This window comes from Frigoribacterium sp. Leaf164 (assembly GCF_001423665.1).
Taxonomy (GTDB): Bacteria; Actinomycetota; Actinomycetes; order Actinomycetales; family Microbacteriaceae; genus Frigoribacterium; species Frigoribacterium endophyticum.
In genome coordinates this window covers 173,473-195,883 of sequence record NZ_LMOX01000001.1, presented here as the reverse complement: position 1 = coordinate 195,883, position 22,411 = coordinate 173,473, and the positions used below count along the sequence as shown (strand labels likewise).

Genomic DNA, 22,411 nt, shown 5'->3' with positions numbered 1-22,411 from the left:
GCGGGACGAGACATCCGCGTCGACACGCTGAACCTAATGCAGATTGTTCACGGTAACAAGGCGTGTTCTCGTGAAGTCGAGAGCGCCCGACAGCAGGTGCCTGCCGGGCTGCGCCGGTCATGGCGAACGGCTGCACTGCACACTCATGTGGTGTGCAGAGCAGCCGTTCGCCGGGAGTGAGACTGCGCTGCACCCCGAACCTGATCCATGTGCAGCGCAGCCGTTCTTGGGGAGCACGCGGACGATGCGCGCCTCAGGAGTCGCTCAGGTCTGTCTCCGTCTCGCCATCACGGCGCGCTGCAGGAGCACGAAGACCAGCAGGATCCCACCGGTGATGATGGTGGTCGCCTCGGGCGGGATGCCTCCGTCTCGCGTGATGAGGACGTTCATGAGTCCGAGCACGAGCGCACCCACGACGGATCCGAGCACGAAGCCGACGCCTCCGGTGAGGAGGGTGCCGCCGATCACCGTCGCGGCGATCGAGTCGAGCTCCCAGCCGATGCCCGTGATGTTCTGCGCGCTCCCGAGTCGGGCCGTGTAGATGACCGAGGCGAGCCCGGCGAGCGAGCCGCTGATGACGTAGACCGCGAGCTTGGTGCGGCGGACGGGGAGCCCCATGAGGGCGGCCGACTGCTCGGATCCACCGATCGCGTAAACGGTGCGGCCGAGGCGTGTGCGGTGCAGGACGAAGAACGCGACGGCCACGACCACCAGGGCGATGAGGACGCCCGGCGTCGTGACGACGTCGTTCACCTTCGGGCCGTCGATCACCTTCATGTTCGTGGCGAGCGAGCGGATCGGCGACTCGTCGCCGAGACGTTCGGGCACCGTGCTGAGGATGGAGGCCAGACCTCTGCCGAGGAACATCATCGCGAGCGTCGCGATGAACGGCTGCACGTCGAAGAACTGGATCAACACGCCGGAGACGACGCCTGACGCGGTGCCGATGAGGATCATGAGGACCATCACTGCCCACGGGTTCCAGCCCGCGTTGGCGAGCAGGACGCCGGCGACGCTGCTGACGGCGACGATCGCGCCGACCGAGAGGTCGATGCCGCCCGTGAGGATCACGAACGTGAGCCCCACGGCGAGGACGATGACGTGTGCGTTGTTGATGAGCAGGTTCGAGAGGGTCGCGGCCTGCAGGATGCGGCCGTACGCGACTTCCCCGTAGGCCAGCATCGCGACCAGGATGACCAGGGCGGCGACGGTCGGCAGGGAGTCGAGACGGAGTCGCATGCGGCGCCGCGGTTCGAGGGGCCCTCGGCCGGGACCAGGTGCCGGCGTCGGGGTGAGGGGCGGGCGGATCGTTGTGGCGCTCATGCGGACACGGCCTCCTTCTCGGTGGGCACGGGTGTGGGCACCGGACGTCGGCGCCTCGTGAACAGGGCGCGAACGCGCCGGGACTGCAGGAGAACGATCGCGACGATCACGATCGCCTTGAAGGCAGGCGTGGCCGACGACGAGACGCCGAGGAACACGACGGTCTTGTCGAGGGTGGCGATCAGCAACGCCCCGACGGCCGCTCCGAGCAGATGGAACTTGCCGCCTGCCAGCGACGTGCCGCCGATCACGACGGCCAGGATGGCGTCGAGCTCCAGCTGGTAGCCCGTGCGGGAGACGTCGACCGTCATGACGCTCGACGTGGCGAAGATCCCCGCGACGCCGGCGAGCAGGCCACTGCCGATGTACGCGGTGAACAGGAGCGCGCGGCGGTCGAGCCCCGCGAGGCGCGCGGCCTTCGGGTCCATGCCGATCGCCTCGATCATGAGCCCCAGCGCACTGCGCCGCACGAGCGCAGCCACGCCGATCGTGATGACGACCGCGAGCAGGAACACGACCGGCAGCCCCACGAGGTAGCCGTTGGCGACCCATCGGAACGGCTCGTTGGTGGCGGCCGTGTTCTGGCCGCCCGTGATGACCTTCGCGAGGCCACGGCCTGCGAGCATGATCACGAGTGTGCTGATGAACGGCTGCAGCCCCACGACCGAGACGAGCATGCCGTTGACCGCCCCGAGGACGCCGGCGATCAGGAGCGCCAGGCCCATGGCGGCGAGCGCGACTCCGAGGGAGTCGGAGCCTGCTGCCTTCAGGAACTCCATGGAGACGGCACCCGCGACCACCATGATCGAGCCGACGCTGAGGTCGATGCCGCCGGTGGCGACGACGAGGCACATGCCGACCGCGATCATGAGCACGGGAGCCGCTGCACGGAGGATGTCGATGAGGTTGCCGACGAGGTTGCCCGTGGTGGGGTTGACCGACAGCGCGAGGTAGCCGGGGTCCTTCACCACGTTGATCGCGAGCAGGAGGACGATCGCGACCGTCCCCCAGACCCAGGGTCGGTGGAGCAGGTCTCCGAGGCCGTGCGCGCCCGGGCGCCTGGTCACGGTGGTGGTCGGGTCACTCATCGGGTTGCCTCCTCGGGCGTGGTGCGGGTGACGGTCGCGAGGGGCGTCTCGGAGACGCCCTCCTCGGCGATGGCGGCGACGATGGACTCAGCAGACACGTCTGGTCCCGCCTCGAGCTCGGCGATCTTGCGGTGGTCCTTGAGGACGACGATCCGGTCGCTGAGCCTGACGACCTCCTCGAGCTCCGAGGAGATGAACACGACGGCGACGCCGGTGTCGGCCAGGGCCGCGACCTGCTCCTGGATCTCGGCCTTGGCGCCCACGTCGATGCCGCGGGTGGGCTCGTCGAGGATCAGCAGCTCAGGCTCGGTCGCGAGCCACCGCCCGAGCAGCACCTTCTGCTGGTTGCCACCGGACAGGTTGCGGATCGGCCTGTCGGGATCCGCCGGACGGACGTTGAGCTCGGTGAGGTACTTGTTCACGATTCGGTCCTTCTCCTTCGCGGAGAGCGGGCGGGCCCAGCCGCGCTTCGCCTGGACGGCGAGCACGAGGTTCTCGCGGACGCTCAGGTCGCGGATGATCCCCTCGTCACGGCGGTTCTCACTGGAGAACGCGATGCGGTGCTTGAGCGCCTTCGCGGGAGAGGAGATGGCGACGGGGACGCCGTCCATGGTCACGGTCCCCGTGTCTGGTCGATCGACCCCGTAGAGGAGGCGCGCGAGCTCGGTGCGGCCGGAGCCGAGGAGCCCCGCGAGGCCCACGACCTCGCCTCGACGGAGAGCCACGTCGGTCGCGTCGAGCGAGCCCTTCCGGCCGATCCCGGTGGCTCGGTAGACGGGCTCGCCCTCGGCCACCTGTCGACTGGCCCGCTCCCGGTCGAGGGAGCGGAGGCTCTGGAGGTCCTTCCCGATCATCTCGGCGATGAGCCCGGCCCGGTCGATGTCCCGGGTGAGGTGCTCCCCGACGAGCTTGCCGTTCCGGAGCACGGTGAGGCGATCGCTGATCGCGAAGACCTGGTCGAGGAAGTGGGAGACGAAGAGGATGGCGACTCCCTCGTCGCGGAGCCGTCGCATCACTCGGAAGAGCCCCTCGACCTCGTCAGCGTCGAGGCTGGAGGTCGGTTCGTCGAGGATCAGCACCTTGGCGTCGACGACCGTGGCACGACTGATCGCGACGAGCTGCTGCAGAGCGAGGCTGAGGGAGGAGAGCGGGGTGCGCGGGTCGAGGTGACCCAGTCCCACACGGGCGAGGACCTCGGAGGCGGCGGCGTGCGTCCCCTTCCAGTCGATCCCGAACCGGCCGCGCCGCTCGTGGCCGAGCATGACGTTCTCGCCGATCGTGAGGTTGCTGCAGAGGTTGACCTCTTGGTAGACCGTGGAGATCCCGGCGGCCTGCGCGTCGGCGGTGCCGGAGAGACGACGTTCGACTCCGTCGACCACGACACGGCCGGAGTCGATGCCGTAGACGCCCGTGAGCGCCTTGATGAGTGTCGACTTCCCGGCGCCGTTCTCGCCCATGAGCGTGTGGACCTCGCCGGGGAAGAGACGGAGGTCGACCCCGTCGAGGGCCTTGACCCCGGGGAAGGCGATGGTGATGGCTTGCATCTCCACGATCGGACTGGATGCCTGCATGGCGTGTGCTCCTTGTCTGCCGCCTCTCCCGTCCGCTGCCGTGGCAGGGGCGGGAGAGGCGGGTGGCGGCGAGGCGGTCAGGTCCGCCTCGCCGCCGGGTGTGGCCGTGCGGGCTGGTCAGAACTTCCGGTCGGGCAGCGCCGTGGTGGCCGCCTCGGGCGAGTCGAACGTGGCCGACTGGACGACGATCGACGACTCGACGCTGTCACCGTCGAGCAGCTTCTGCACGGCCTCCAGGGCCGTGTCGCCGAACAGCGGGTTGTACTCGGCGACGAAGCTGAGCTTGCCGGCGGACAGCGCCTCGAGCGCGCTCTTCGTGCCGTCGATCGTGGCGATCTTCACGTCGACACCGGGAGTGAGGCCCGCTTCCTCGACGGCCTGGACGGCGCCGAGGCCCATCTCGTCGTTCTGTGCGAAGACGAGCTGCACGTCGTTGCCGTTCGACTTCAGCACGGTCTCGAAGACGCTCTTGGCCTCCTCCGTCGACCAGTTGGCGGTCTGCGCACCGATCTTCGTGAAGGAGCTGTCGGAACCGATCACGTCGTCCCAGCCCTCGTTGCGCTCGTTCACGACCGAGACGCCGGCAGGGCCCTCGAGCGTGAAGTACTTGCCGCCCTCGGGGAACGCGGTCTTGGCCCAGTCGGCGACCGACTCGCTGACGGCGATGTTGTCGGGGGCGATCCGGGTCGCGTAGAGCGAGGTGTCGTCCGGCTCGATGCCACGGTCGATGAGGACCACGGGGATCTCGGCCTCCTTCGCCCGCTCGAGCGAGTCCTCCCAGCCGGAGCCCTCGGTGGCCGAGAGCAGGATCACGTCGACGCCCTCGTCCACGAACGACGTGAAGGCGTCGATCTGCGACTTCTGGTCGTTGTTGGTGGCGGGGGCGTACTTGAGGTCGAACCCTGCCTCCTTCGTGAACGTGTCCTGGATGTTCGATTCGTTGGCCTGACGCCAGGCGCCCTCGGGGCCGACCGCGACGAAGCCGATGGTGGCCAGATCGTCACCGCCGTCGGTCGAGCCGGTGCCGGAGCTGCAGGCCGCGAGGCTGAGGGCGATGGCCCCTGCGGCGGCGATGGTGGCGATGCGCCTCTTCGTGGACATGGATCTCCTCCTTGAGATGACGGGACGTCTGCGTCCCGTCGTGGCCATGGGGGCCGGTCGTGCTGCGTGGGCTCGGGTGCTTCCGCTTGTCGGGAATGTTACCGGTAACAGTCTCGAGAAGACAAGAGCTCCGAGAAACATCTGGCCGACGGTGGACAGCGGCGTCAGCCCCAGCGGCGCTACGGCCTCAGCCGCGGGAGGGGTGCGTCGGGCCAGGCCGGAGGGAAGTCGTCCTCGTCGTCCTCGTCGTCCGGGGCGGCGATGAGCTCCACGAGCGTGTCGACCGTGACGCCGGGCCCGTTGCTCAGCTCGCCGATCTTCTCCCGGTCCTTGAGCACGACTATCCGGTCGCTCACACGCACGAGCTCGTCGAACGCGCTCGAGATGAACACGACGGCCACGCCCTCGAGCGCGAGCTGCGCGATGTGCGCCTGGATGTCGACCTTGGCGCCGATGTCGACGCCGCGGGTCGGCTCGTCGAGGATCAGCACGCGCGGCCGGATCGCCAGCCAGCGAGCGAGCAGCACCTTCTGCTGGTTGCCGCCCGAGAGCTCGCCGGCGGGCGTCGCCGGATCGGCCGGCGTGATGTCGAAGTGCTCGATGTGCCGCTCGACGAGGTCCTCGCGCTCGGCCCTGGAGAGCGGATGTGCCCACCCACGCAGAGCCTGCACGGCGAGGACGATGTTCTCCCGCACGCTGAGCTCGGTGATGAGTCCCTCCGCCCCTCGGTCCTCGGCGGACAGCGCCACCCGGTTCCGCAGTGCGTCCGCGGGGCGGTCGATCACGACGGCCCGACCGCCGAGCGTGACCACGCCACCGTCGGCTCGGTCGGCGCCGGCGAGCAGCCGCGCGAGCTCGGTCCGACCGGAGCCGCGAAGCCCCGCGATGCCCACGACCTCGCCCGCGTGCAGCTCGAAGTCCACCGGCCGCAACATCCCGCGGCGCCCGACACCGGTCGCCCGGTACAGCGGCGGGCCGACCGGATCCACACGATGGGCGCGACGCTCCGAGCCGATGCGCTGCAGGTGCGCGATGTCCTTCCCGATCATCCGCGCGACGAGCTCGGCCCGGCCGATCTCGTGCGGCAGGTAGTCACCCTTCTTCACGCCGCCGCGGAGGATGGTCATCCGGTCGCTGAGTGCCAGCACCTGCTCGAGGAAGTGCGAGACGAAGAGGATCGCGACGCCCTGGTCGCGGAGGCGGCGGATCACCTCGAAGAGCTGCTCCACGTCGCCCGCATCGAGGCTAGACGTGGGCTCGTCCAGCACCAGCACCCGTGGTCGGTCGACCATGGCGCGGGCGATGGAGACGAGTTGGCGGCTTGCGGGGGCGAGGTCGGCCAGGAGGGCTCGCGGGTCCAGCTCGGCGAGTCCGAGCTCGGCGAGCATCGTGGCGGCACGTGCGTGGGTGGCGCGCCAGGAGATGCCGACGCGACCGTGCACCTCGTGGCCGAGCATCACGTTCTCGCCGACGCTCAGGTTCTCGACCAGGTGCGTCTCCTGGAACGCCGCCTGGATGCCGAGGGCCCGTGCGTCCGCCGGACCGCCGAGACGGACGGGCTCGCCGTCGACGAAGACTTCCCCTGCCTCGATCGGGTAGACGCCGAGCAGCGCCTTGATGAGCGTGGACTTCCCCGCTCCGTTCTCGCCCAGGAGAGCATGCACCTCGCCCGAGTGGAGGTCGAGGTCGACCCTGTCGAGTGCGACGCCGTTCGAGAACGCGACGGTGATCCCCCGCATCTGGACCGTGGGGTGGGCAGGTCCGTCTCGCCGCTCGCCGCGACCGGACCAGGTCGGGCCCGCGGCCTGGGGGCCGATCGGGCGCATCGTCGTCGATGCCCGTACGTGACGCACGTGGTGCTCCTCGGGTCGGAGGCCTCGACGGCCTCGTGCCGGGCGGTGCCCGACGTGCACGACTGTAGCTGTCGGGATGCACGCGGGCGAACGGCGACGAGCTTGATTACCTCAGATGGCCATGTCAGCCCATCTGGCGCGCAGCCGCGCTGGAGTCGCGCACGACGAGCTCGGCAGGGATCCGGCTGTTCTGCGGGATCTCGCGGCCCTCGATCGCTGCGATGAGGACGTCCACCACGAGCGACCCGAGCGCCGGGAAGTCCTGCCGCACGGTCGTGAGCGGCGGGAGGAAGTGGCGCGAGACGGGCAGGTCGTCGAAGCCGACGACGCTGAGGTCCTCCGGCACGCGGATGCCACGGTCGTGGAGGCCGTGGATCACCCCGAGCGCCATCTCGTCGTTCGCCACGAACACCGCTGTGTACTCGGGGACACCAGCGAGCCCGCGGGCGAAGTCGTAACCGAAGTCGCTCGACCAGTCGCCGATCACGATGGGTCTCTCGTGCATGCCCCAGGCCCGGGTCCGCGTGTGGAAGGCACGCTCGCGAGCGCGCGCGTCGAACCAGTCGAGGGGCCCGGAGAGGTGGAGGACGTCGCGGTGACCGAGCGACGCGAGGTGATCGACGGCCAGCTTCGTGCCCGCGGCCTGGTCGACCGAGACCGTGAGGAAGGCCGGGTCCTTCTCGGCCTTGACGACCAGGGTCGGCAGCCCCGTCGTGATGGTCCGGAGCACGGCCACGGACGACGAGCGCGGAGCGACCACGCAGAGCGCGTCGATGCCCTGGCCCGTGAGGTGGCGGACGGCCTCCTCGGGCGTCGCGGAGTCGTCGCGGAGCGCGAACGAGGCCACGGAGTACCCGCTGTCACGCGCTGATCGCTCGATGGCCCGAAGGATGCTCGAGGGGCCGAACTCGACGGCGCTCTCGATCAGCACGCCGATCCGGAGAGCCCGCTGCGTGACGAGCTCGCGCGCAGCGCTGTTGGGCCGGAAGTCGAGCTCGGCGACGACCTCGAGCACGCGTTGGCGCGTGGACTCCTTGACCTGCGGGTGACCGTTCAGCACGCGGGACACGGTCATGTGCGACACACCCGCACGCTCGGCCACCTCGCGAAGACCGAGACGCTCACCGCCGCCTCTGACGCTCACCCAGACTCCATCCTGCACGCTCTGCAACGCAGCTTGGCGTCATCTGCGCCGGCGTGGACGTCGTTCAATGGCGCTGGCCCAGTGTACTGGGGGCCTCGCTGACTCCGCCGAACGTCGTGCCTCGATGCCTCGCTGCCTCGCCAGTTCGATCTGCTGGCTGTCCGTGGCCAGCAGATCGGCGGACGTGCCGCGAGGGGCACCGCCGTCACAGGGCGTAGCGGACGGACATGATCGGACACACGACAGCGGCCACGGGGCGGACGGTGCCAAGGTCGCCGCATGGCGCTCATCTGTCTGGTCCTCTCCGGGGCCGCTCTCTTGGTCAACGGCCTCACTCTGCTCGGGCGCGTGCCCGGCCGGGACAGTGGCGTGTTCAACGTCCTGATCGGCGGTCTGCAGCTCGTCCTCTGCGTAGCCGTGGCCGTGTCGGCCGACGGTTCCCTGCCTGCCCTCTTCGGGATCTCGGGCACCTTCTTGTTCGGCGTCACCTACCTCTACGTCGGCGTGGACTCCCTCCTCGGCCTCGGCGCCGTGGGCCTGGGCTGGTTCTGCGGCCTGGTCGCCGCTCTCGCCGTCGCCTTCGCGGTCGTCCACGTCGCGGACGACCCTGTCCTCGCCGTGCTCTGGGCTGGATGGGCGGCGCTCTGGGCGCTGTTCTTCGTCCTGCTCGCCCTCGGCCGATCAGCGATCGGCACCTACACCGGGTGGGCCCTCGTCCTCGCGAGCCAGGTGACCACCACGGTCCCCGCGCTCCTCGGCCTCACCGGGCACTGGCCGACGGGCTCGATCGCCACGACGACTGCGCTCCTGGCGCTCGGCGGGGTCTTCGGCGGTGCCGCCCTGCTCACCCGCCGAGCCGCCACACGTCCCCAGCCGGAACACACGCCCGCCCCTGCCGCTGCCTGACCCAACAGAACGGAACCGAGACCCATGACCACGACGACCACCGCATCCGTCACCACCGCGGTACCCGCGGACGAGGCGCTGTCCGCGCGTTTCCGCCCTCTCTTCGACCGCATCGCTGCCGGCGCCGCGGAACGCGACCGTGAGCACCGCCTCCCCGTGGCCGAGATCCGCGAGCTCGCCGACGCGGGCTTCGGAGCCCTCCGTGTCCCCGTCGAGTTCGGGGGCTCCGGCGCCACCCTCCCCCAGCTGTTCCAGCTGCTCACCGAGCTCGCGGCGGCGGACAGCAACATCCCCCAGGCCCTGCGTGGCCACTTCGCCCTCGTCGAGGACCGCCTCGTCGCCCGGTCCGGGCCGCGCGAGGTCTGGCTCGAACGGTTCGGCCGCGGCGAGATCGCCGGGAACTCCTGGACCGAGGTGGGCACGGTGCAGGTCGGCGACGTCACGACGAAGGTCAGCCCCGACCCGGACGGCGGATTCCGCATCACCGGGCAGAAGTACTACTCCACCGGCAGCATCTTCGCCGACTGGATCGACACGTACGCCGAACGCACCGACACCGGCGACCGGGTCATCGCGATCGTCGACGCCCACCAGGACGGCGTCGCCCACACCGACGACTGGGACGGGTTCGGACAGCGGACGACGGGCTCGGGCACGAGCACCTTCCGCGACGCCCGTGTCGGCGCCGACGACGTCGTGCTGTTCGACGAGCGCTTCAAGTACCAGACGGCCTTCTACCAGGCCGTCCTGCTGAGCGTCCTCGCGGGCTCCGTCGTAGCTGCCGAGAGGGAGATCGCGGTCGAGGTCAGGAACCGCACCCGCGTGTTCTCGCACGGCAACGCCGACACCTTCGCCGCCGACCCGCAGATCCTGCAGGTCGTCGGCGAGGTCTCAGCCGCCGGCTTCGCCGCACAGGCGATCGTCGACCGCGCCGCGCAGGCCCTCCAAGGCGCCTACGAGGGAGCCTTCCTGGACGAGACCGAGGACGAGCGGAGGAACGACCGCGCCGAGCTCGCTACCGCGCAGGCGCAGGTCGCGCTGACGTCGCTCGCGACACAGGCGACCTCGCACCTGTTCGACGCGCTGGCGGCATCCGGCGTGAGCAGCACGAAGAACCTGGACCGGCACTGGCGCAACGCCCGGACCGCCGGCAGCCACAACCCGTGGGTGTTCAAGGCACGCATCGTCGGCGACCACGCCGTCAACGACGCCCAGCCGCCACGGGTCTGGGCCATCGGCGCGACCCGCCGCTGACCGGCCAACGCCTCCTTCCCGCGACCTGCCGCAGGCAGGCGCCCTCGACCGTCGAGCAAGGCCACGACGTTCCTCCCGGACGGACACCCGGACCGCCGTCCCGCCCTTCCGCCGACGCGCGAAGCGCCGACGCCCCCACCGACGCACGAAGGGCCACCGTCCCCCTCGCCGGTGCGCGAAGCGCCACCGGCACGCCGCCGGCAGGCGGCCAGACGAGCACCGAGAACGAGAAAAGCCCCTGCCGCGTGGGGCAGGGGCTTTTCTTGATCTCGTGCGCCTGGAGGGACTCGAACCCCCAACCTTCTGATCCGTAGTCAGATGCTCTATCCGTTGAGCTACAGGCGCATTTCTCCGGCCGAACGGCCAGAGGAAACCATACACGAGCTCGGGCCCGCTCGCCAATCGAGGCGACCGGGCCCGGCTCGGGGCGGGCTACGGAGCGCGCGGCCCTTCGTCGTCGTCCTTGCGCTCGCCGAGCAGCCGGTCGACGTCGCCGGAGTCGACGGTGCCGCTGCGGTCCATCACGTCGCCGGTCGCGTCGCGGCCGTTGAGGTGGGCGGTGCCGCGCTCGGCGCCCTCGTCGGTCTCGACGTCGCCGTGGTTCTCGGTGCTGCCCGCGACGGGCACGCGGGTGCGGTCGCCGAACTCGGCGGTCTCGTCGGTGACGCCGCCCTGGTGCGGCTCGTTCGTGTTGGTGCTCGTCATGGCGTGCCTCCTGTGGCTCGGGTCATGTGAGGTCGAGTCTGCTCCCTCGACTGCGGCCCGTCTCAGACACGGGCTCGTCATGCACAAGAGGCATTGCGCAACACTTCTTGCGCATCTAAGGTCGAGCCCATGACCCCTCGCGTGCCCGACCGCCGTGCCGAGCTCACCGACGCCGCCTCGCTGCGTGCTCTGGCGCACCCCACTCGGCTGCGCCTCCTCGGGCTCCTCCGCGAGCGCGGCCCGCAGACCGCCGCCCTCCTCGCCGACGTCGTCGACGAGGCCCCCGGCACCCTCAGCTACCACCTCGGCAAGCTCGCCGCGGTCGGCCTGATCGAGCAGGCCGACGGCCAGGGGCCCGACCGCCGTGAACGCTGGTGGCGGGCCACGAGCGACCTGACCGCGTGGGAGCCGGCCGACATGCTCGACGACCCCGAGCGGGCCTCCGCGTCCACCGCGTTCCAGCGCTCGATCGCGCAGGTGCTCGCTGCGCAGTACGGGCGCTACCTCGACGAGGCGCCGTCCCTCCCCCGCGAGTGGGTCGCCGCGGCCGCGCTCGGCGACCGCACCCTCCGGCTCACCGTCGACGAGCTCGCCGCCCTGCGCGACGAGCTCGAGGGGCTCACCGAGAGGTGGCTCGACGTCTCCGCCGCCCACGAGCCCGGCGACCCCGCGGTCGAGCACGTCACCTGGGCCCACCAGGCGTACCGGCGGCCCACGGCGCCGTGAGGGAGCCGAGGGTCCCGGCCGGCGCCTCGGAGCCCGCAGCGGCCGACGGAGGCACCGGGGAGGCGGCGCACACCGCGCCCCACGCCCGCCCCCGCACGGCCCTGACCGCCCTCCTGGCCGCCCACGCGGTCAGCCAGACGGGCAACGTGGTCACCTCGTTCGCCGTCCCCTTCTACGTGCTCGGCACCGGCGGCAGCGGGGTCGAGGTCGGCGTGGCCGCCCTCGCCGCGACCCTCCCCGTCGTCGTCGGCGGGCCGCTGGGCGGCGTCGTCGCCGACCGCGTCGGTCACCGTCGGAGCGCCGTGGTCGCCGACGTCGTCAGCGGCGTCACGGTGCTGGCGGTGCCCGTCCTCGCCGTGACGGTCGGCCTGCCGTTCTGGGCACTGCTCGCCCTCGTCTTCGTCAGCGGCCTGTTCGACGCCCCGGGGCAGACCGCTCGCCGCGTCATGCTGCCGTCCCTCTCGACGGCGGCCGGGGTGCGCCTCGAACGGAGCGTGGGGTTCCTCGACGGCTCGGAGCGGCTGGCGAAGCTCGTCGGCGCCACGCTCGCGGGCCTGCTCGTCGCCCTGCTCGGGCCCCTCGGCACGCTCGTCGTCGACGCGGCGTCGTTCGCGGTCTCGGCGCTGCTGACGCTGCTGCTGGAGCCGCGAGCGACGGCGGGGTCACGGGCCGGCTCGTCGACGGCGGGTGCGGCAGGGCAGACGGACGCGGACCGCGCCTCCTTCTGGACCGACCTGGCGGAGGGGGCCCGGTTCGTCGCCCGCGACCGGCTGATGCGCCTCGTGGTCGCCCTGGTGCTGGTGACGAACCTGCTCGACGCCGCCCGCAGCTCGACGCTGCTGCCGATCTACGCCGACGACCGGCTGGGCGGCGCCGCCGCGCTCGGGCTGATCGTCGCGGTGATGGGCGGCTGCGCCCTCGTGGGCAGCGTGGGCTTCGGCCTGGTGGCCCACCGCGTGCCTCGTCGCGTCACGTTCGCGGTCTGCTTCGCCCTCGCGGGCGGCCCCTCGTCGGCCGCGTTCGCGCTCGATCTGCCGCTGGCGTGGCTCGTCGCGGCCACGGCGGTCTCCGGGCTGGCGGCGGGGGCGATCAACCCCATCCTGGGCGCGGTGGAGCTGGAGCGCGTGCCCGAGCACCTGAGGGCCCGGGTCTTCGGGCTGATCACGGCCGGGGCGTGGGCGGGGGTGCCGATCGGGGCACTGCTCGGGGGCGTCGCCGCCGACACGGTCGGCCTCGCCGTGGCGTTCGGCGTCGTCGCCGCCGTCTACGTCGTCGTGACGCTCTCTCCCCTGGCGGGAGGCGCGTGGCGGGAGATGGAGCGCGCCCCGGCAGCCTGTGAGTCCGCCCGCACTCCGGGCTCTGGGAGGTCGGTGTGAGGCTGCTTCCAGGGGCGGTGTTGTTCCATGGTCCCGTGACCGCATCGACCACCGCCCGAGCCAGCACGGCCGTCCGCCGTCGCGTGGCCCACCGGTGGATGCTGACCTCGGGACTCTCGGCCGCCGGCCTCGTCGGCGTCTACGTCGTGGCCGTCCTGACGCCGACCGGCCAGGCGATGGAGGACAGCATCCTCCGCTCGGTCGACGGCGACACCCTGCTGCAGTCCGGCTCGGCCCTCGACGCCATCTCGCCCTCGGCCCTGATGCTGGTCGTCGGCGTGACGATGCTCGTCGCGTTCGCGCGCCGTCGCCCCGGGGCCGCGCTCCAGGCCGGCGCCCTCGTCATCGGCGCCACGGTGACCACGCAGGTGCTCAAGATCGTCGTGCCGCGCCCCGAGCTCACGGGCGACGTGTACGCCAACAGCTTCCCGAGCGGCCACACCACGGTCGCCGTGGCCGCCATGTTCGCCGTGCTCACCGCCTTCGGCCGTCGCTCGCGGCCCGTCGTGTACGTCGTGGCGACCGCCTTCGCGGCGATCGTCGCCGAGCAGACCGTCGCCTACGGCTGGCACCGCTGCAGCGACGTGGTCGGCGCCTGCGCGGTGGCGCTGCTCTGGCTGGGCGTGGTCCGCGGGGTCGCCGCCCGCTACACGGGCGACCGTCGGGGCCGCGACGAGTCCGTCGGCACCAAGGCGCACGGAGTCACGTCGGGCGTCCTGGGCCTCGCTCTCGTCGTCTGCCTGGCCGCGTCGGGAGCGACCTGGGGCATCGGCATCGGCAGCGACATGAGCGTCACCACGTCGACCGGCGACGGGGTGCTGATGGGCGCCCGCCTCGCCGCGGCCGGGGTGGTGCTGGTCACGGGCTGGCTGGCCTGGAAGCTCGACCGCCGGCTCTGAGCCGCGCCCCCGCACGACGCGCAGACCCCGCTGCGGCGCGTGCCGAGCGGGGCCTGGAGGTGCGACGAGCAGCGGTCAGCGGCGAGCGCCGCGACGACCCGAGACCGACACCCAGATCACGAGCACGACGATGGCGCCGATGATCGAGCCGATGATGCCGGCGGGCTGGAAGAAGCCGTCGGTCGGGTCGTGCTGGAAGAGCAGGAAGCCGAGCAGCCCGCCGACGAACGAGCCGACGACGCCGAGCACGATCGTGGCGACGATCGAGAGGTTCTGCTTCCCGGGGACGACGGCGCGGGCGATGAAGCCGGCGACCAGGCCGATGACGAGCAGGCTGACGATGAGACCGAGCATGGTGTTCTCCTTCTAGGGGGGCGGCGACCGGCACCGTCGGTGCCGTGCTGTCGCCGTGTCACAGCAGACCACCCCTGAAGGTGTGGCGGCACACCCCTCGGGGTGGGATGGTGAGCCCATGACCACCGCGGAGCTGCCCGTCCAGACCAGCTACATCACCGTCGCCCTCGTCGACGACTACGACGTCGTGCTGACCGGCCTCGCCCACATGTTCGACCAGTACCGCGACCGCGTGACGGTCGCCGAGATCGACGCGACCACCTCGCTCTCCGACAGCGTCGACATCGTGCTCTACGACTCGTTCGCCCAGCCCGAGTCCGACCACCACGAGCTCGCGGCCCTCGTCGCGAACCCCTCCGCGCGGCGCGTCGTCGTCTACACCTGGAACTTCCACCCCGAGCTGGTGGAGTCGGCCCTCGCGCAGGGCGTGCACGGCTACCTCTCGAAGACCCTCGGGGCCCGCGAGCTCGTCGAGGCGCTCGAGGCCGTCCACCGCGGGGAGCTCGTCGTCAGCGACGTCCGGCACCGGGCCCCCAGCGCGCCGGGGCTCGACTGGCCGGGCAAGAAGGAGGGCATCACCGACCGCGAGAGCGAGATCCTCGCCCTCATCACCCAGGGCAAGAACAACGCCGAGGTCGCCGCGCTCACGTACCTCAGCCCCAACACGGTCAAGTCGTACATCCGCTCGGTGTACCGCCGCATCGGCGCGACGAGCCGCACGCAGGCGGTGCTCTGGGGCGTGCAGAACGGGTTCACGCCCGACCACCACCGCATCGACCACTGGCTCGGCGGGCCCTGAGGCCGGCGGCGCAGCGCGCGAGGGTGCGGCGCGGGAGGGCACGAGCGCGGAGCACAGCGCAGGAGGCGCGGGCCGGGCTGGTGCCCGACCCGAGCCTCCCTGAGGTGGTGCTGTCCGCTACTCGGCGGCGCGCCCCCGTCGGCGGGCGACGAGCGCCCCGCCGAGCGTGAGCAGCGCGAGCGCCGCAGTGAGCGCGACGCCGAACGCCGGGCCCGAGCCGGTCATCGCGAGGCGGCGGGCCTCGGCGCGGGCGGCGGTGTCGGTCGTGCCCGCTCCGGCTCCGGTCCCGGCACCCGCTCCGGTGCCGGCACCCGCTCCGGTCCCGGGGGCCGTGCCGCCGGGCGTGCCGGGCGTCCCGGCGCCGGGGTCCGTGCCGCCCACGGGCGGGTCGACCGGTGCGGCGAGCACCGTGACGCCGTCGCTCGTGACCGGCTCCGAGTCGGCGAAGCCGGCCGCGCGGGCGGTGACCCGCACGCTCAGCACACGGCCCTCCGACCCGGCCGGCACGACGAAGGTCGCGCTCTCGACCGGTGTGGCGGCGCGGGTCGCGGGCTCGTCGCCGGGTGCCGCGGCCGGGGCCACGGGCTCGCCGTCGAGCAGCCACTCGGCCGTCAGCTCGGCCTCGCCCGGGTCGGCGACCGCGACGACGCGCAGCTCCGACCCGACGCGCGCCTCGCCGGTGACGACGACGGAGCCCAGCGCGACCTGGCGCGTCACGTCGACCGTGTAGGTCGTCGTGGTCGTGCCGTCGGGCGAGGTGACCGTCACCGTGGCGACGCCGTCGGTGGCCTCCGACGCCTGCTCGACGACCACGTCGGCCGTCGTGTCGGTGGCGATCGCGGAGACGAGCGGCCAGCGCTCGCCCTGCACCGTCGCCGCGTAGGCCGACGTGGCGGAGTCGAAGCCCTCGACCTCGACGCCGTCGAGGCGCAGGGTCGCGGCCGTGCTCACCGACGAGTCGGAGGCGACCGGCTCGAAGAGCTGCACCTCGCTCACGGTGAGGTGCGTGTTCGCGTAGGCGTCCATCACGACGCGGACGCCCGAGGTGGTCACCGTCGAGAACTCCGCCGTCACGACGGGGGCGCCGGCGGTCGGCACCGCGACGGGCTGCGGCGTCTCGTAGCCCGGCAGCGGCTGCCAGCTGCCGTCCGTCGCCCGCTGCTGCAGCTGGATCGTCTGGGCCCAGCTGGTGGCCGAGCCGTCCGGGTAGAACTGCACGGTCACCTGCGAGACGTCGCGGGGAGCGTCGAACGAGTACTGCAGCCAGCTCTGCGCGGGCTTGTTGGACGACACCCAGTTCGACCAGCCCTTGTCGCCCGACACCCCGTTGCGGGTGCGGTCGGCGGGGTAGCCCGACTCGGTCGACGAGGCCGTGGCCGCGACTCCCTGGTCGGGGGCGAAGTTGCGCAGGGTCGCCGTGGTGACGATCAGCGAGACCTCGGCGGGCAGCTCGCCGCCGTCGACCGTCGCCGTGCCGGCCAGCGTGACGACGCCGGGCCGGGCGAGGTCGTCGGCCGTGAGGCTCGACGAGCTCCAGGTGACGGGCACGTCGAAGGTCTGCTCCGAGGCGCCGACCCGGGCGGGCACGGTCTCGGGCAGGGCCGCGACGACCCCCTCGACCGCGCTGCCCACCGCGACGGTGAGCGACACGGGGTCGGTGACGGTCAGGCCGCCGACGTCGACGAGCGCCGTGACCGCGAACTCGCGGCCGAACACGTCGGTGGCGGTGCCGCCGACCTCGACGCGGCCGGGCGTCTGCCAGGCCGCGGCGTCGACCGCGCCCCAGACGACGCTCGCCGCGGCGCCGGAGCCCCACGAGTAGCCGGCCACGACCGTGGCGGGGAGCGCCGGAGGCACGCCCACGTCGGTCCGGAGCGCGACGGTCTGCCCGACGGCCGGCTCCAGGTCACGCACGACCCAGCGCTGGTTCGCGCCGCCGTTGGAGCCGTAGACGCCGACGCCCGCGCCCTCTGCAGACGACTGTCCGTTCACGTCCAGCGACTGCGCGACTCCCTCGCCGACCAGCGAGAAGGTCGATCCGTCGGTCGTGGTGACCCACCAGCGCGAGGCGGGGTCGCCGGCCGCGGTGGCCTCGTCGACGCTCCTCAGCTCGGTGCCGCGGGAGGTCGCCGCGAGGTAGCGGCCGTCGGCGGCCCGGAGGGTGACCCGGCGCTCGTCGCCGGACTCGGTGGGCACGGTGCGGGCCGTCCAGGACTGCCGCACCGCCGCCTCCGTCGTCGTCGCCGACGAGGTGAGGGTCGTGGCCGCACCGGTGCCGGCGCCCGTGCTGAGGGCCTTGCCGCTCTGCACGCCGACGAACTGGTAGTCGTGCCCGTCGAGCACCGCGGGGGCGTCGGCTGCGACGCCGGAGACGCCGGCGACCTCGAAGGTGGTGACCGACTTCGCGGGCACCGTCAGGGTCGCGGTGCCGCGGGCGACGTCGACGGCCACCGGGGCGCCGGGGACGACGCCGGTCGACGTGACCTCGGCGCCCTCGGGAGCCTCGGTGGTCGTGTAGGGCGTGACGGCCGCGCCGTCGGCGATCGCGCCGAAGCGCGACAGGTCGAGCGTGACGGTGCGGGGGGCGTCGGTCGTGTTGCGGTGCACGAGCGTGGCGCCGTCACCGTCGGGGCGCACGGCCGCGGTGGTGTCGACGTCGTCGACGGCGACCAGGCGGTCGCCCTCCTGGATGAACTTCGTGAAGTTGCGGAGCGCGGAGAACTTGGAGTTCACCTTCACCGAGCAGGGCTCGACGGCGGTGGAGTCGCCCCCCGCGTCGGCGACGCGGCGCTCGCTCTTCCAGACCTCGACGCCGCCCTCGGTGACGGGCACGCAGTCGAGGTCGATGAACATCGAGCCCCAGTTGAGGTCCTCGCCCTGCGGCTCCATGTTGTAGAGGTCCTCGACGGGCTGCCAGAGCACCCAGGCGTCGGGCTCGAGCTCGCGGAGGTCGTCCGCCACGCGGCCGGCCATGCCGAGGCCGTTCTCGATGTTCGACGGATCCCAGCCGTTGACCCAGCTTCCCTCGATCTCGCTCATCCAGAGCGGCGAGTCCGCCTGCTTCGCGAGGTCGCGGACGGTGAGGCGGCCGCTGGTGCCGTAGGTGTGGACGTTCATGCGCCCGACCGCGTCCCGCGCCTCCTGGGGGTAGGCCGCCCAGTTGGTCGCGAAGATGCCGGGGTTGGTCTCGTCCATCGCCGCGATCATCGCGTCGGTGGTCGTGCCGGGCTCGGCGAGCTCGGCCTGCAGGTCGGCGATCATGCGCACCTGCTGGTCGGGCGAGACGTGCATGCCCTCCTGGCGCCCGGTCGGCTGGCCGTTCCGGATCGTCGTGCCCCAGTAGTTCGTGTTCGGCTCGTTGAACGGGTCGATCGACTCGACCTCGATGCCCGAGGTCTGCTCGAGCTGCTCGGTGACCCGCGTGAGGTACGTGATGAAGTCGGCCTCGGAGGCCGTCTTCAGCTGCTGCGCCGTGGAGTTGAACCCGCCCGACACGTAGCCGCTCTCGGTCATGAAGTACGGCGCGGAGTTCGCGAACGTCTCCCAGTGCGTGATCTGGTCGTCGGCCGCGAGGCGGTCCACCCACCAGCGCTGCGTGGCGTCGGCGTCGAGGTCGTACTGCGACAGGTCGTCGGGGTCGAAGGCCTGGCGCACGGCCTCGCGGTCCGCGTACGCGGTGGAGGCGCCCCCGTAGGTGCCCTCGCTGCCGTCGGCGTCGGGCGCCCACCAGCCGTCGACCGCTCCGCCCGCGCGGAGGTAGTCGACGACGTCGGTCGCGTTGCCGCCGCCGATGTTGTACCGGGCGATGTTGAGGTCGAGCCCCTCCTCGCCGAAGACGGCCTGGTAGAGGTCCTCGCGGAGCTCCTCCGGGTAGCCGCCCGTGGCGTTGGCGAACCAGACGAGGCTGGTGCCCCAGCCCTGGAACGGGTCGCCCGCGTACCAGGGGTTCGGCGTGATGGTCACCGCCTCGGCGGTCGCCGCGGCCGCTGCGGTGTCGGCGGGCGGGAGCCCGGTGACCAGCCCCACGGCCGCGAGCGCCGTGACGCTCGCCCCCGCGAGTGCTCGTCGTACTACAGATCGTGATCGTCGCATCGTCATCGATGCAGCCCCTCTGTCGTGCTGACGGTCGCCCCTGACGGCGACCGGGCGGTCGTCGTCGACCCCCGAACGGGAGCGTACGGTGTTTGCGCAAACATCGGAAGGGGCGGCGTCCGATCTGCGCAGGCTGCACCGCCGATCGGCCAGACCCGGGCCCGGCGACGCGCCGATGAGCCGCTCCGGTCAGCCCTTCGCGGCGCAGGTGACCTGGTCGGCGCTCTGGCCCGAGACGGAGGACGGCAGCTCGGCGGCCGGCAGCGGCGCGGGCGCCGCCGTGGCCGGGGCCGTGGCCGTGGGGTCGGCCGGGTCGGTCGACCCGACGGGGGCGCCCGGCTGCTCCGCGGCGGGCGGTGCGGGCACCGCGGGCGCCGCGGGGTCGAGCACGGCCGACCGCCCGAGGCTGTCCTCCGCGAGCTCGATCGGCTGGCCTGCCTGGAGGGCGGCCTTGAGCACCGCCGCGGGCTCGGCGGCCTCGACGACCCGGTTCGGGTCGCTGGGGTCGTCGACGACCGGGTAGGTGACGAAGACCATCTGGTCGAGGCCGACGGTGTCGATCGCCAGGGCCATCCGCGCCAGGGTGGCGGGGTCGGCGAGGGTGTCGCTGAGGGTCATCGAGTCGAACGCGACGGTCGCGAGGCGGAGCACCGCGGCGGGGTCGGTCAGCGTGCCCGCCGACACCGTCTGCCGGGCGAGCGCCGAGAGGAAGGTCTGCTGGTTGCTGACGCGGGCGAGGTCGCTCTCGTCGCCGACGCCGTGTCGCGAGCGCAGGAAGGAGCCCGCCTCGCTGCCCGTCAGCACCCGCGTGCCGGCCGGGAGGTCGAGCGCCGGGTCGACGTCGTCGTCGCGCAGCGGGGTCGCCAGGCACACCTCGACCCCGCCGACGGCGTCGGCCATGGCGACGACGCCGTCGAACTCGACCGAGCCGGCGTAGTCGACCTGCAGCCCGGTCAGCTGCCCGATGGTGGCGGCCACGCAGGCGAGGCCGTGCTCGCGTCCGCCGCGCTCGAGCGCCGTGTTGAGCATCGCCCGCGAGCTCGCCGGGGTGACGCCGCCCTCGTCGTTCGTGCAGGCCGGGATCGGCAGCAGCAGGTCGCGCGGGAAGCTGACGACGGCCATCGCCGTGTGGTCGGCGTTGATGCGCACGAGCACGGTCGAGTCGTTCTTGCCCACGCCCACGCTCGCCGCCTGGTTCGCGGCGTCCTCGTAGGCGACCCCCTGCCCCTCACGGGTGTCCGACCCGACGAGCAGCAGCGTCACCTCGCCCGACTGCGCGGTGAGGGCGGGCGGCGGCGACGAGGTCGCTCCGGGAGCGGCGAGGCTGACGGGCGGAGGCGCCCCGTCGAGCACCTGCCAGGTGGCGACGGCCGCGAGGGACGTCGCACCCACCACGGCGACCGCCGCGACCAGGCCCACGCCCGCGGCGAGCCCGCGCCACGGGCCGCGACGGCGCAGCCGTCCGTGCCGGGCGACGCCGCGGCCGCGAGCGGCACCACTCGCGGCCGGGTCGCGGTCGTCGCCGTCGGGGTCGACCGGGTCGACGGGGTCGTCGTGCTCGACGGGGTCATCGTGCTCGACGGCGTGGTCGGGGTCGTCGTGCTCGACGGCGTGGTGGGTGTCGACGGGGTCGACGGGGTCGTCGTGCTCGACGTGCTCGTCGTGGTCGGTCCCTGCCATGTGCTCCCCCGCGCCGGCTCGTGGTCGGGCGAGCATAGCCGGGCCGCCGGCGCGGCCGCCGAGGGCGGTCTCGGCGCCGGCCGAGCGACAGGCACCCCGTCCTCGCTGGCGAACCCCGCCGCGGCAGGGTTCGCGAGCGAGGACGGGGTGCCTCCCGGGCCCGGCTCCGACGGAGACGGCGCGGCGCGGCGCCGCTCAGAGCCCCCCGGTGCCGAGCAGCAGCCCGAGGAGGTACGTCGCCCCGGCCGCCCCGTAGCCGATCGCGAGCTGGCGCAGCGCGCGCCGGAGCGGGCTCGCCCCGGAGAGCAGCCCCACCACGGCGCCCGTGCCGAGCAGCGCGAGCCCGACGAGCACGGCGGCGACGACGACGGCGACCAGCCCCTGCAGCCCGAACAGGTACGGCAGCACGGCGATCACCGCCCCCGACGCGAAGAAGCAGAAGCTCGAGCCGGCCGCGCCGAGGGCGGTGCCGAGGGTCTCGTGCTCGACCGGGGCCGGGGCTGCGGCTGCCTCGGGGGCGCGGGAGGCGCCTCCTGCGCCCCCGGCACCGCCCGCCTCGACAGCGTCGCCGGGCAGGGCGTCGGCTGTGTCGGCCCCGTCGCCCGTCGGCGGGGCCCCGCGGGTCGTCGCGACGGCCTCGCCCGGCAGCCGGAACGGCGACGTCACGGGCGTGACGGCGCGCAGCACGTCGCGCGCCCGCTCCTCCGCGTCGGCCGGCGACATGCCCCGCGCCCGGTAGACCAGCGCGAGCTCGTTCGCGTCGACGTCGAGGTCGGGCAGCACGCTCCGCGCCGCCGCGTCGGGGGTCGAGGCGTCGAGCAGCTCGCGCTGCGACCGCACCGAGACGTACTCGCCGGCCCCCATCGACAGGGCCCCGGCGAGCAGGCCCGCGAGGCCGGTGGCGAGCACGACCCGGTTCGGCACCCCCGAGGCGCTGATGCCGAGCACGAGCGCGAGGTTGCTCACGAGCCCGTCGTTCGCCCCGAAGACCGCGGCCCGGAACGACCCCGAGAGGCGGTTGCGCCCGCGCTCCGCGAGCCCCCGCACGACCTCGCCGTGGATGCGCTCGTCGGCCGCCATCGCGTCGGTCGCGTCGGCGTCGGTCGCGTACGGCGACCGTGCCTCGGCGCTCTGCACGAGGGCCAGCACGAAGATCGAGCCGAAGCGGCGGGCCAGCAGGCCGAGCACGCGGGTGCGGAGGTCGGTGCGCACCGGCCGCCCGACGTCGTCGCCGAGCAGGTCGAGCCAGTGCTGCGCGTGCCGCGCCTCGGCGTCGGCGAGGGCGACCAGGATGGCGCGCTCCTCGCCGGTGCGGCGACGGGCGAGGTCGCGGTAGGTGGCCTCCTCGGCGCGCTCGTCGGCGAGGTAGCGGCGCCAGCGGCGGAGGTCGCTCGTGTCGGTCATGGCCTCATCGTGCCTCCTCCAGCCCGCCCGCGCGTGCCGACCCGTCACGGAGCGCTGCTCGGACCAGCGGGAGGCGCGCCCCACAACCTCCGGACCGGCCGCGGGGCCGGGAGGCAGGCCCGAGCGCCGGGGGTGA

General features: G+C 72.8%; 17 protein-coding genes and 1 tRNA gene. 6 read left to right on the top strand and 12 right to left on the bottom strand.

Annotation, left to right across the window (positions count from 1 at the left end; all coding sequences use genetic code 11):
* Positions 1–264: 264 nt before the first annotated feature.
* From ASF82_RS00865 to ASF82_RS00840, 6 genes are all read right to left on the bottom strand, one after another.
* Positions 265–1,323: an ABC transporter permease gene (locus ASF82_RS00865; protein ID WP_082514155.1), complete on the bottom strand. Its 1,059-nt coding sequence runs from the start codon at positions 1,321–1,323 to the stop codon at positions 265–267.
* The gene (locus ASF82_RS00860) at positions 1,320–2,411 is read right to left on the bottom strand and encodes an ABC transporter permease (protein WP_056052162.1); all 1,092 of its coding nucleotides are present in this window, start codon (positions 2,409–2,411) and stop codon (positions 1,320–1,322) included. The genes ASF82_RS00865 and ASF82_RS00860 overlap by 4 nt, the downstream gene beginning before the upstream one ends.
* Entirely contained in the window at positions 2,408–3,982 is a 1,575-nt protein-coding gene (locus ASF82_RS00855) for a sugar ABC transporter ATP-binding protein (protein ID WP_056052157.1), read from the bottom strand. Before ASF82_RS00855 ends, ASF82_RS00860 begins: the two co-directional genes overlap by 4 nt.
* A gap of 117 nt (positions 3,983–4,099) precedes the next feature.
* Positions 4,100–5,083: an ABC transporter substrate-binding protein gene (locus ASF82_RS00850; RefSeq protein WP_056052154.1), complete on the bottom strand. Its 984-nt coding sequence runs from the start codon at positions 5,081–5,083 to the stop codon at positions 4,100–4,102.
* 179 nt (positions 5,084–5,262) lie between these two features.
* The gene (locus tag ASF82_RS00845; RefSeq protein WP_056055509.1) at positions 5,263–6,822 is read right to left on the bottom strand and encodes a sugar ABC transporter ATP-binding protein; all 1,560 of its coding nucleotides are present in this window, start codon (positions 6,820–6,822) and stop codon (positions 5,263–5,265) included.
* Between the two features lie 238 nt (positions 6,823–7,060).
* A complete protein-coding gene (locus ASF82_RS00840; protein WP_307803420.1) occupies positions 7,061–8,038 on the bottom strand; it encodes a LacI family DNA-binding transcriptional regulator in 978 nt (325 codons plus the stop codon).
* 321 nt (positions 8,039–8,359) lie between these two features.
* On the opposite strand from ASF82_RS00840, the gene ASF82_RS00835 reads away from it, so the two are divergent.
* Both ASF82_RS00835 and ASF82_RS00830 read left to right on the top strand, forming a co-directional pair.
* Complete coding sequence (locus tag ASF82_RS00835) at positions 8,360–8,986, top strand: AmiS/UreI family transporter (RefSeq protein WP_056052148.1); 627 nt, start codon at positions 8,360–8,362, stop codon at positions 8,984–8,986.
* A 24-nt stretch (positions 8,987–9,010) separates the two neighbouring features.
* Positions 9,011–10,240 (top strand): acyl-CoA dehydrogenase family protein, encoded by a 1,230-nt coding sequence (locus ASF82_RS00830; RefSeq protein ID WP_056052145.1) that lies wholly within the window; start codon positions 9,011–9,013, stop codon positions 10,238–10,240.
* A gap of 272 nt (positions 10,241–10,512) precedes the next feature.
* Here ASF82_RS00830 and ASF82_RS00825 read toward each other — a convergent pair.
* Both ASF82_RS00825 and ASF82_RS00820 read right to left on the bottom strand, forming a co-directional pair.
* Positions 10,513–10,585: transfer RNA gene (locus ASF82_RS00825), tRNA-Arg, on the bottom strand.
* Between the two features lie 87 nt (positions 10,586–10,672).
* On the bottom strand, positions 10,673–10,945 hold the full coding sequence (locus tag ASF82_RS00820; RefSeq protein ID WP_056052142.1) for a hypothetical protein: 273 nt from the start codon (positions 10,943–10,945) through the stop codon (positions 10,673–10,675).
* Between the two features lie 129 nt (positions 10,946–11,074).
* Here ASF82_RS00820 and ASF82_RS00815 point away from each other — a divergent pair, with 129 nt between their 5' ends.
* From ASF82_RS00815 to ASF82_RS00805, 3 genes are read left to right on the top strand one after another with little or no spacing between them, the layout of a single operon-like run.
* Positions 11,075–11,671: a helix-turn-helix domain-containing protein gene (locus tag ASF82_RS00815; protein WP_056052140.1), complete on the top strand. Its 597-nt coding sequence runs from the start codon at positions 11,075–11,077 to the stop codon at positions 11,669–11,671.
* Entirely contained in the window at positions 11,668–13,047 is a 1,380-nt protein-coding gene (locus ASF82_RS00810; RefSeq protein WP_082514150.1) for an MFS transporter, read from the top strand. Before ASF82_RS00815 ends, ASF82_RS00810 begins: the two co-directional genes overlap by 4 nt.
* Positions 13,048–13,082: 35 nt before the next feature.
* The gene (locus ASF82_RS00805) at positions 13,083–13,946 is read left to right on the top strand and encodes a phosphatase PAP2 family protein (RefSeq protein WP_056052137.1); all 864 of its coding nucleotides are present in this window, start codon (positions 13,083–13,085) and stop codon (positions 13,944–13,946) included.
* Positions 13,947–14,021: 75 nt separating this feature from the next.
* On the opposite strand, the gene ASF82_RS00800 is transcribed toward ASF82_RS00805, so the two are convergent.
* On the bottom strand, positions 14,022–14,300 hold the full coding sequence (locus ASF82_RS00800) for a GlsB/YeaQ/YmgE family stress response membrane protein (RefSeq protein ID WP_056052134.1): 279 nt from the start codon (positions 14,298–14,300) through the stop codon (positions 14,022–14,024).
* 118 nt (positions 14,301–14,418) lie between these two features.
* Between ASF82_RS00800 and ASF82_RS00795 the strand changes: the two genes are divergently transcribed.
* On the top strand, positions 14,419–15,099 hold the full coding sequence (locus tag ASF82_RS00795) for a response regulator transcription factor (RefSeq protein WP_200931956.1): 681 nt from the start codon (positions 14,419–14,421) through the stop codon (positions 15,097–15,099).
* 117 nt (positions 15,100–15,216) lie between these two features.
* Here the strand turns inward: ASF82_RS00795 and ASF82_RS15050 are convergent, their stop codons facing one another.
* The 3 genes from ASF82_RS15050 to ASF82_RS00780 form a co-directional block, all read right to left on the bottom strand.
* Positions 15,217–19,197: an Ig-like domain-containing protein gene (locus ASF82_RS15050; protein WP_082514147.1), complete on the bottom strand. Its 3,981-nt coding sequence runs from the start codon at positions 19,195–19,197 to the stop codon at positions 15,217–15,219.
* 183 nt (positions 19,198–19,380) lie between these two features.
* Entirely contained in the window at positions 19,381–20,871 is a 1,491-nt protein-coding gene (locus ASF82_RS00785) for an LCP family protein (protein WP_056052132.1), read from the bottom strand.
* Between the two features lie 195 nt (positions 20,872–21,066).
* Positions 21,067–22,275 (bottom strand): VIT1/CCC1 family protein, encoded by a 1,209-nt coding sequence (locus ASF82_RS00780; protein WP_056052129.1) that lies wholly within the window; start codon positions 22,273–22,275, stop codon positions 21,067–21,069.
* Positions 22,276–22,411 lie beyond the last annotated feature (136 nt).

Coding starts and splice junctions, on each gene's coding strand:
- ASF82_RS00865 (WP_082514155.1), bottom strand. CDS start 1,323: ATGAGCGCCACAACGATCCGCCCGCCCCTCACCCCGACGCCGGCACCT.
- ASF82_RS00860 (WP_056052162.1), bottom strand. CDS start 2,411: ATGAGTGACCCGACCACCACCGTGACCAGGCGCCCGGGCGCGCACGGC.
- ASF82_RS00855 (WP_056052157.1), bottom strand. CDS start 3,982: ATGCAGGCATCCAGTCCGATCGTGGAGATGCAAGCCATCACCATCGCC.
- ASF82_RS00850 (WP_056052154.1), bottom strand. CDS start 5,083: ATGTCCACGAAGAGGCGCATCGCCACCATCGCCGCCGCAGGGGCCATC.
- ASF82_RS00845 (WP_056055509.1), bottom strand. CDS start 6,822: ATGCGGGGGATCACCGTCGCGTTCTCGAACGGCGTCGCACTCGACAGG.
- ASF82_RS00835 (WP_056052148.1), top strand. CDS start 8,360: ATGGCGCTCATCTGTCTGGTCCTCTCCGGGGCCGCTCTCTTGGTCAAC.
- ASF82_RS00830 (WP_056052145.1), top strand. CDS start 9,011: ATGACCACGACGACCACCGCATCCGTCACCACCGCGGTACCCGCGGAC.
- ASF82_RS00820 (WP_056052142.1), bottom strand. CDS start 10,945: ATGACGAGCACCAACACGAACGAGCCGCACCAGGGCGGCGTCACCGAC.
- ASF82_RS00815 (WP_056052140.1), top strand. CDS start 11,075: ATGACCCCTCGCGTGCCCGACCGCCGTGCCGAGCTCACCGACGCCGCC.
- ASF82_RS00800 (WP_056052134.1), bottom strand. CDS start 14,300: ATGCTCGGTCTCATCGTCAGCCTGCTCGTCATCGGCCTGGTCGCCGGC.
- ASF82_RS00795 (WP_200931956.1), top strand. CDS start 14,419: ATGACCACCGCGGAGCTGCCCGTCCAGACCAGCTACATCACCGTCGCC.
- ASF82_RS15050 (WP_082514147.1), bottom strand. CDS start 19,197: ATGACGATGCGACGATCACGATCTGTAGTACGACGAGCACTCGCGGGG.
- ASF82_RS00785 (WP_056052132.1), bottom strand. CDS start 20,871: ATGGCAGGGACCGACCACGACGAGCACGTCGAGCACGACGACCCCGTC.
- ASF82_RS00780 (WP_056052129.1), bottom strand. CDS start 22,275: ATGACCGACACGAGCGACCTCCGCCGCTGGCGCCGCTACCTCGCCGAC.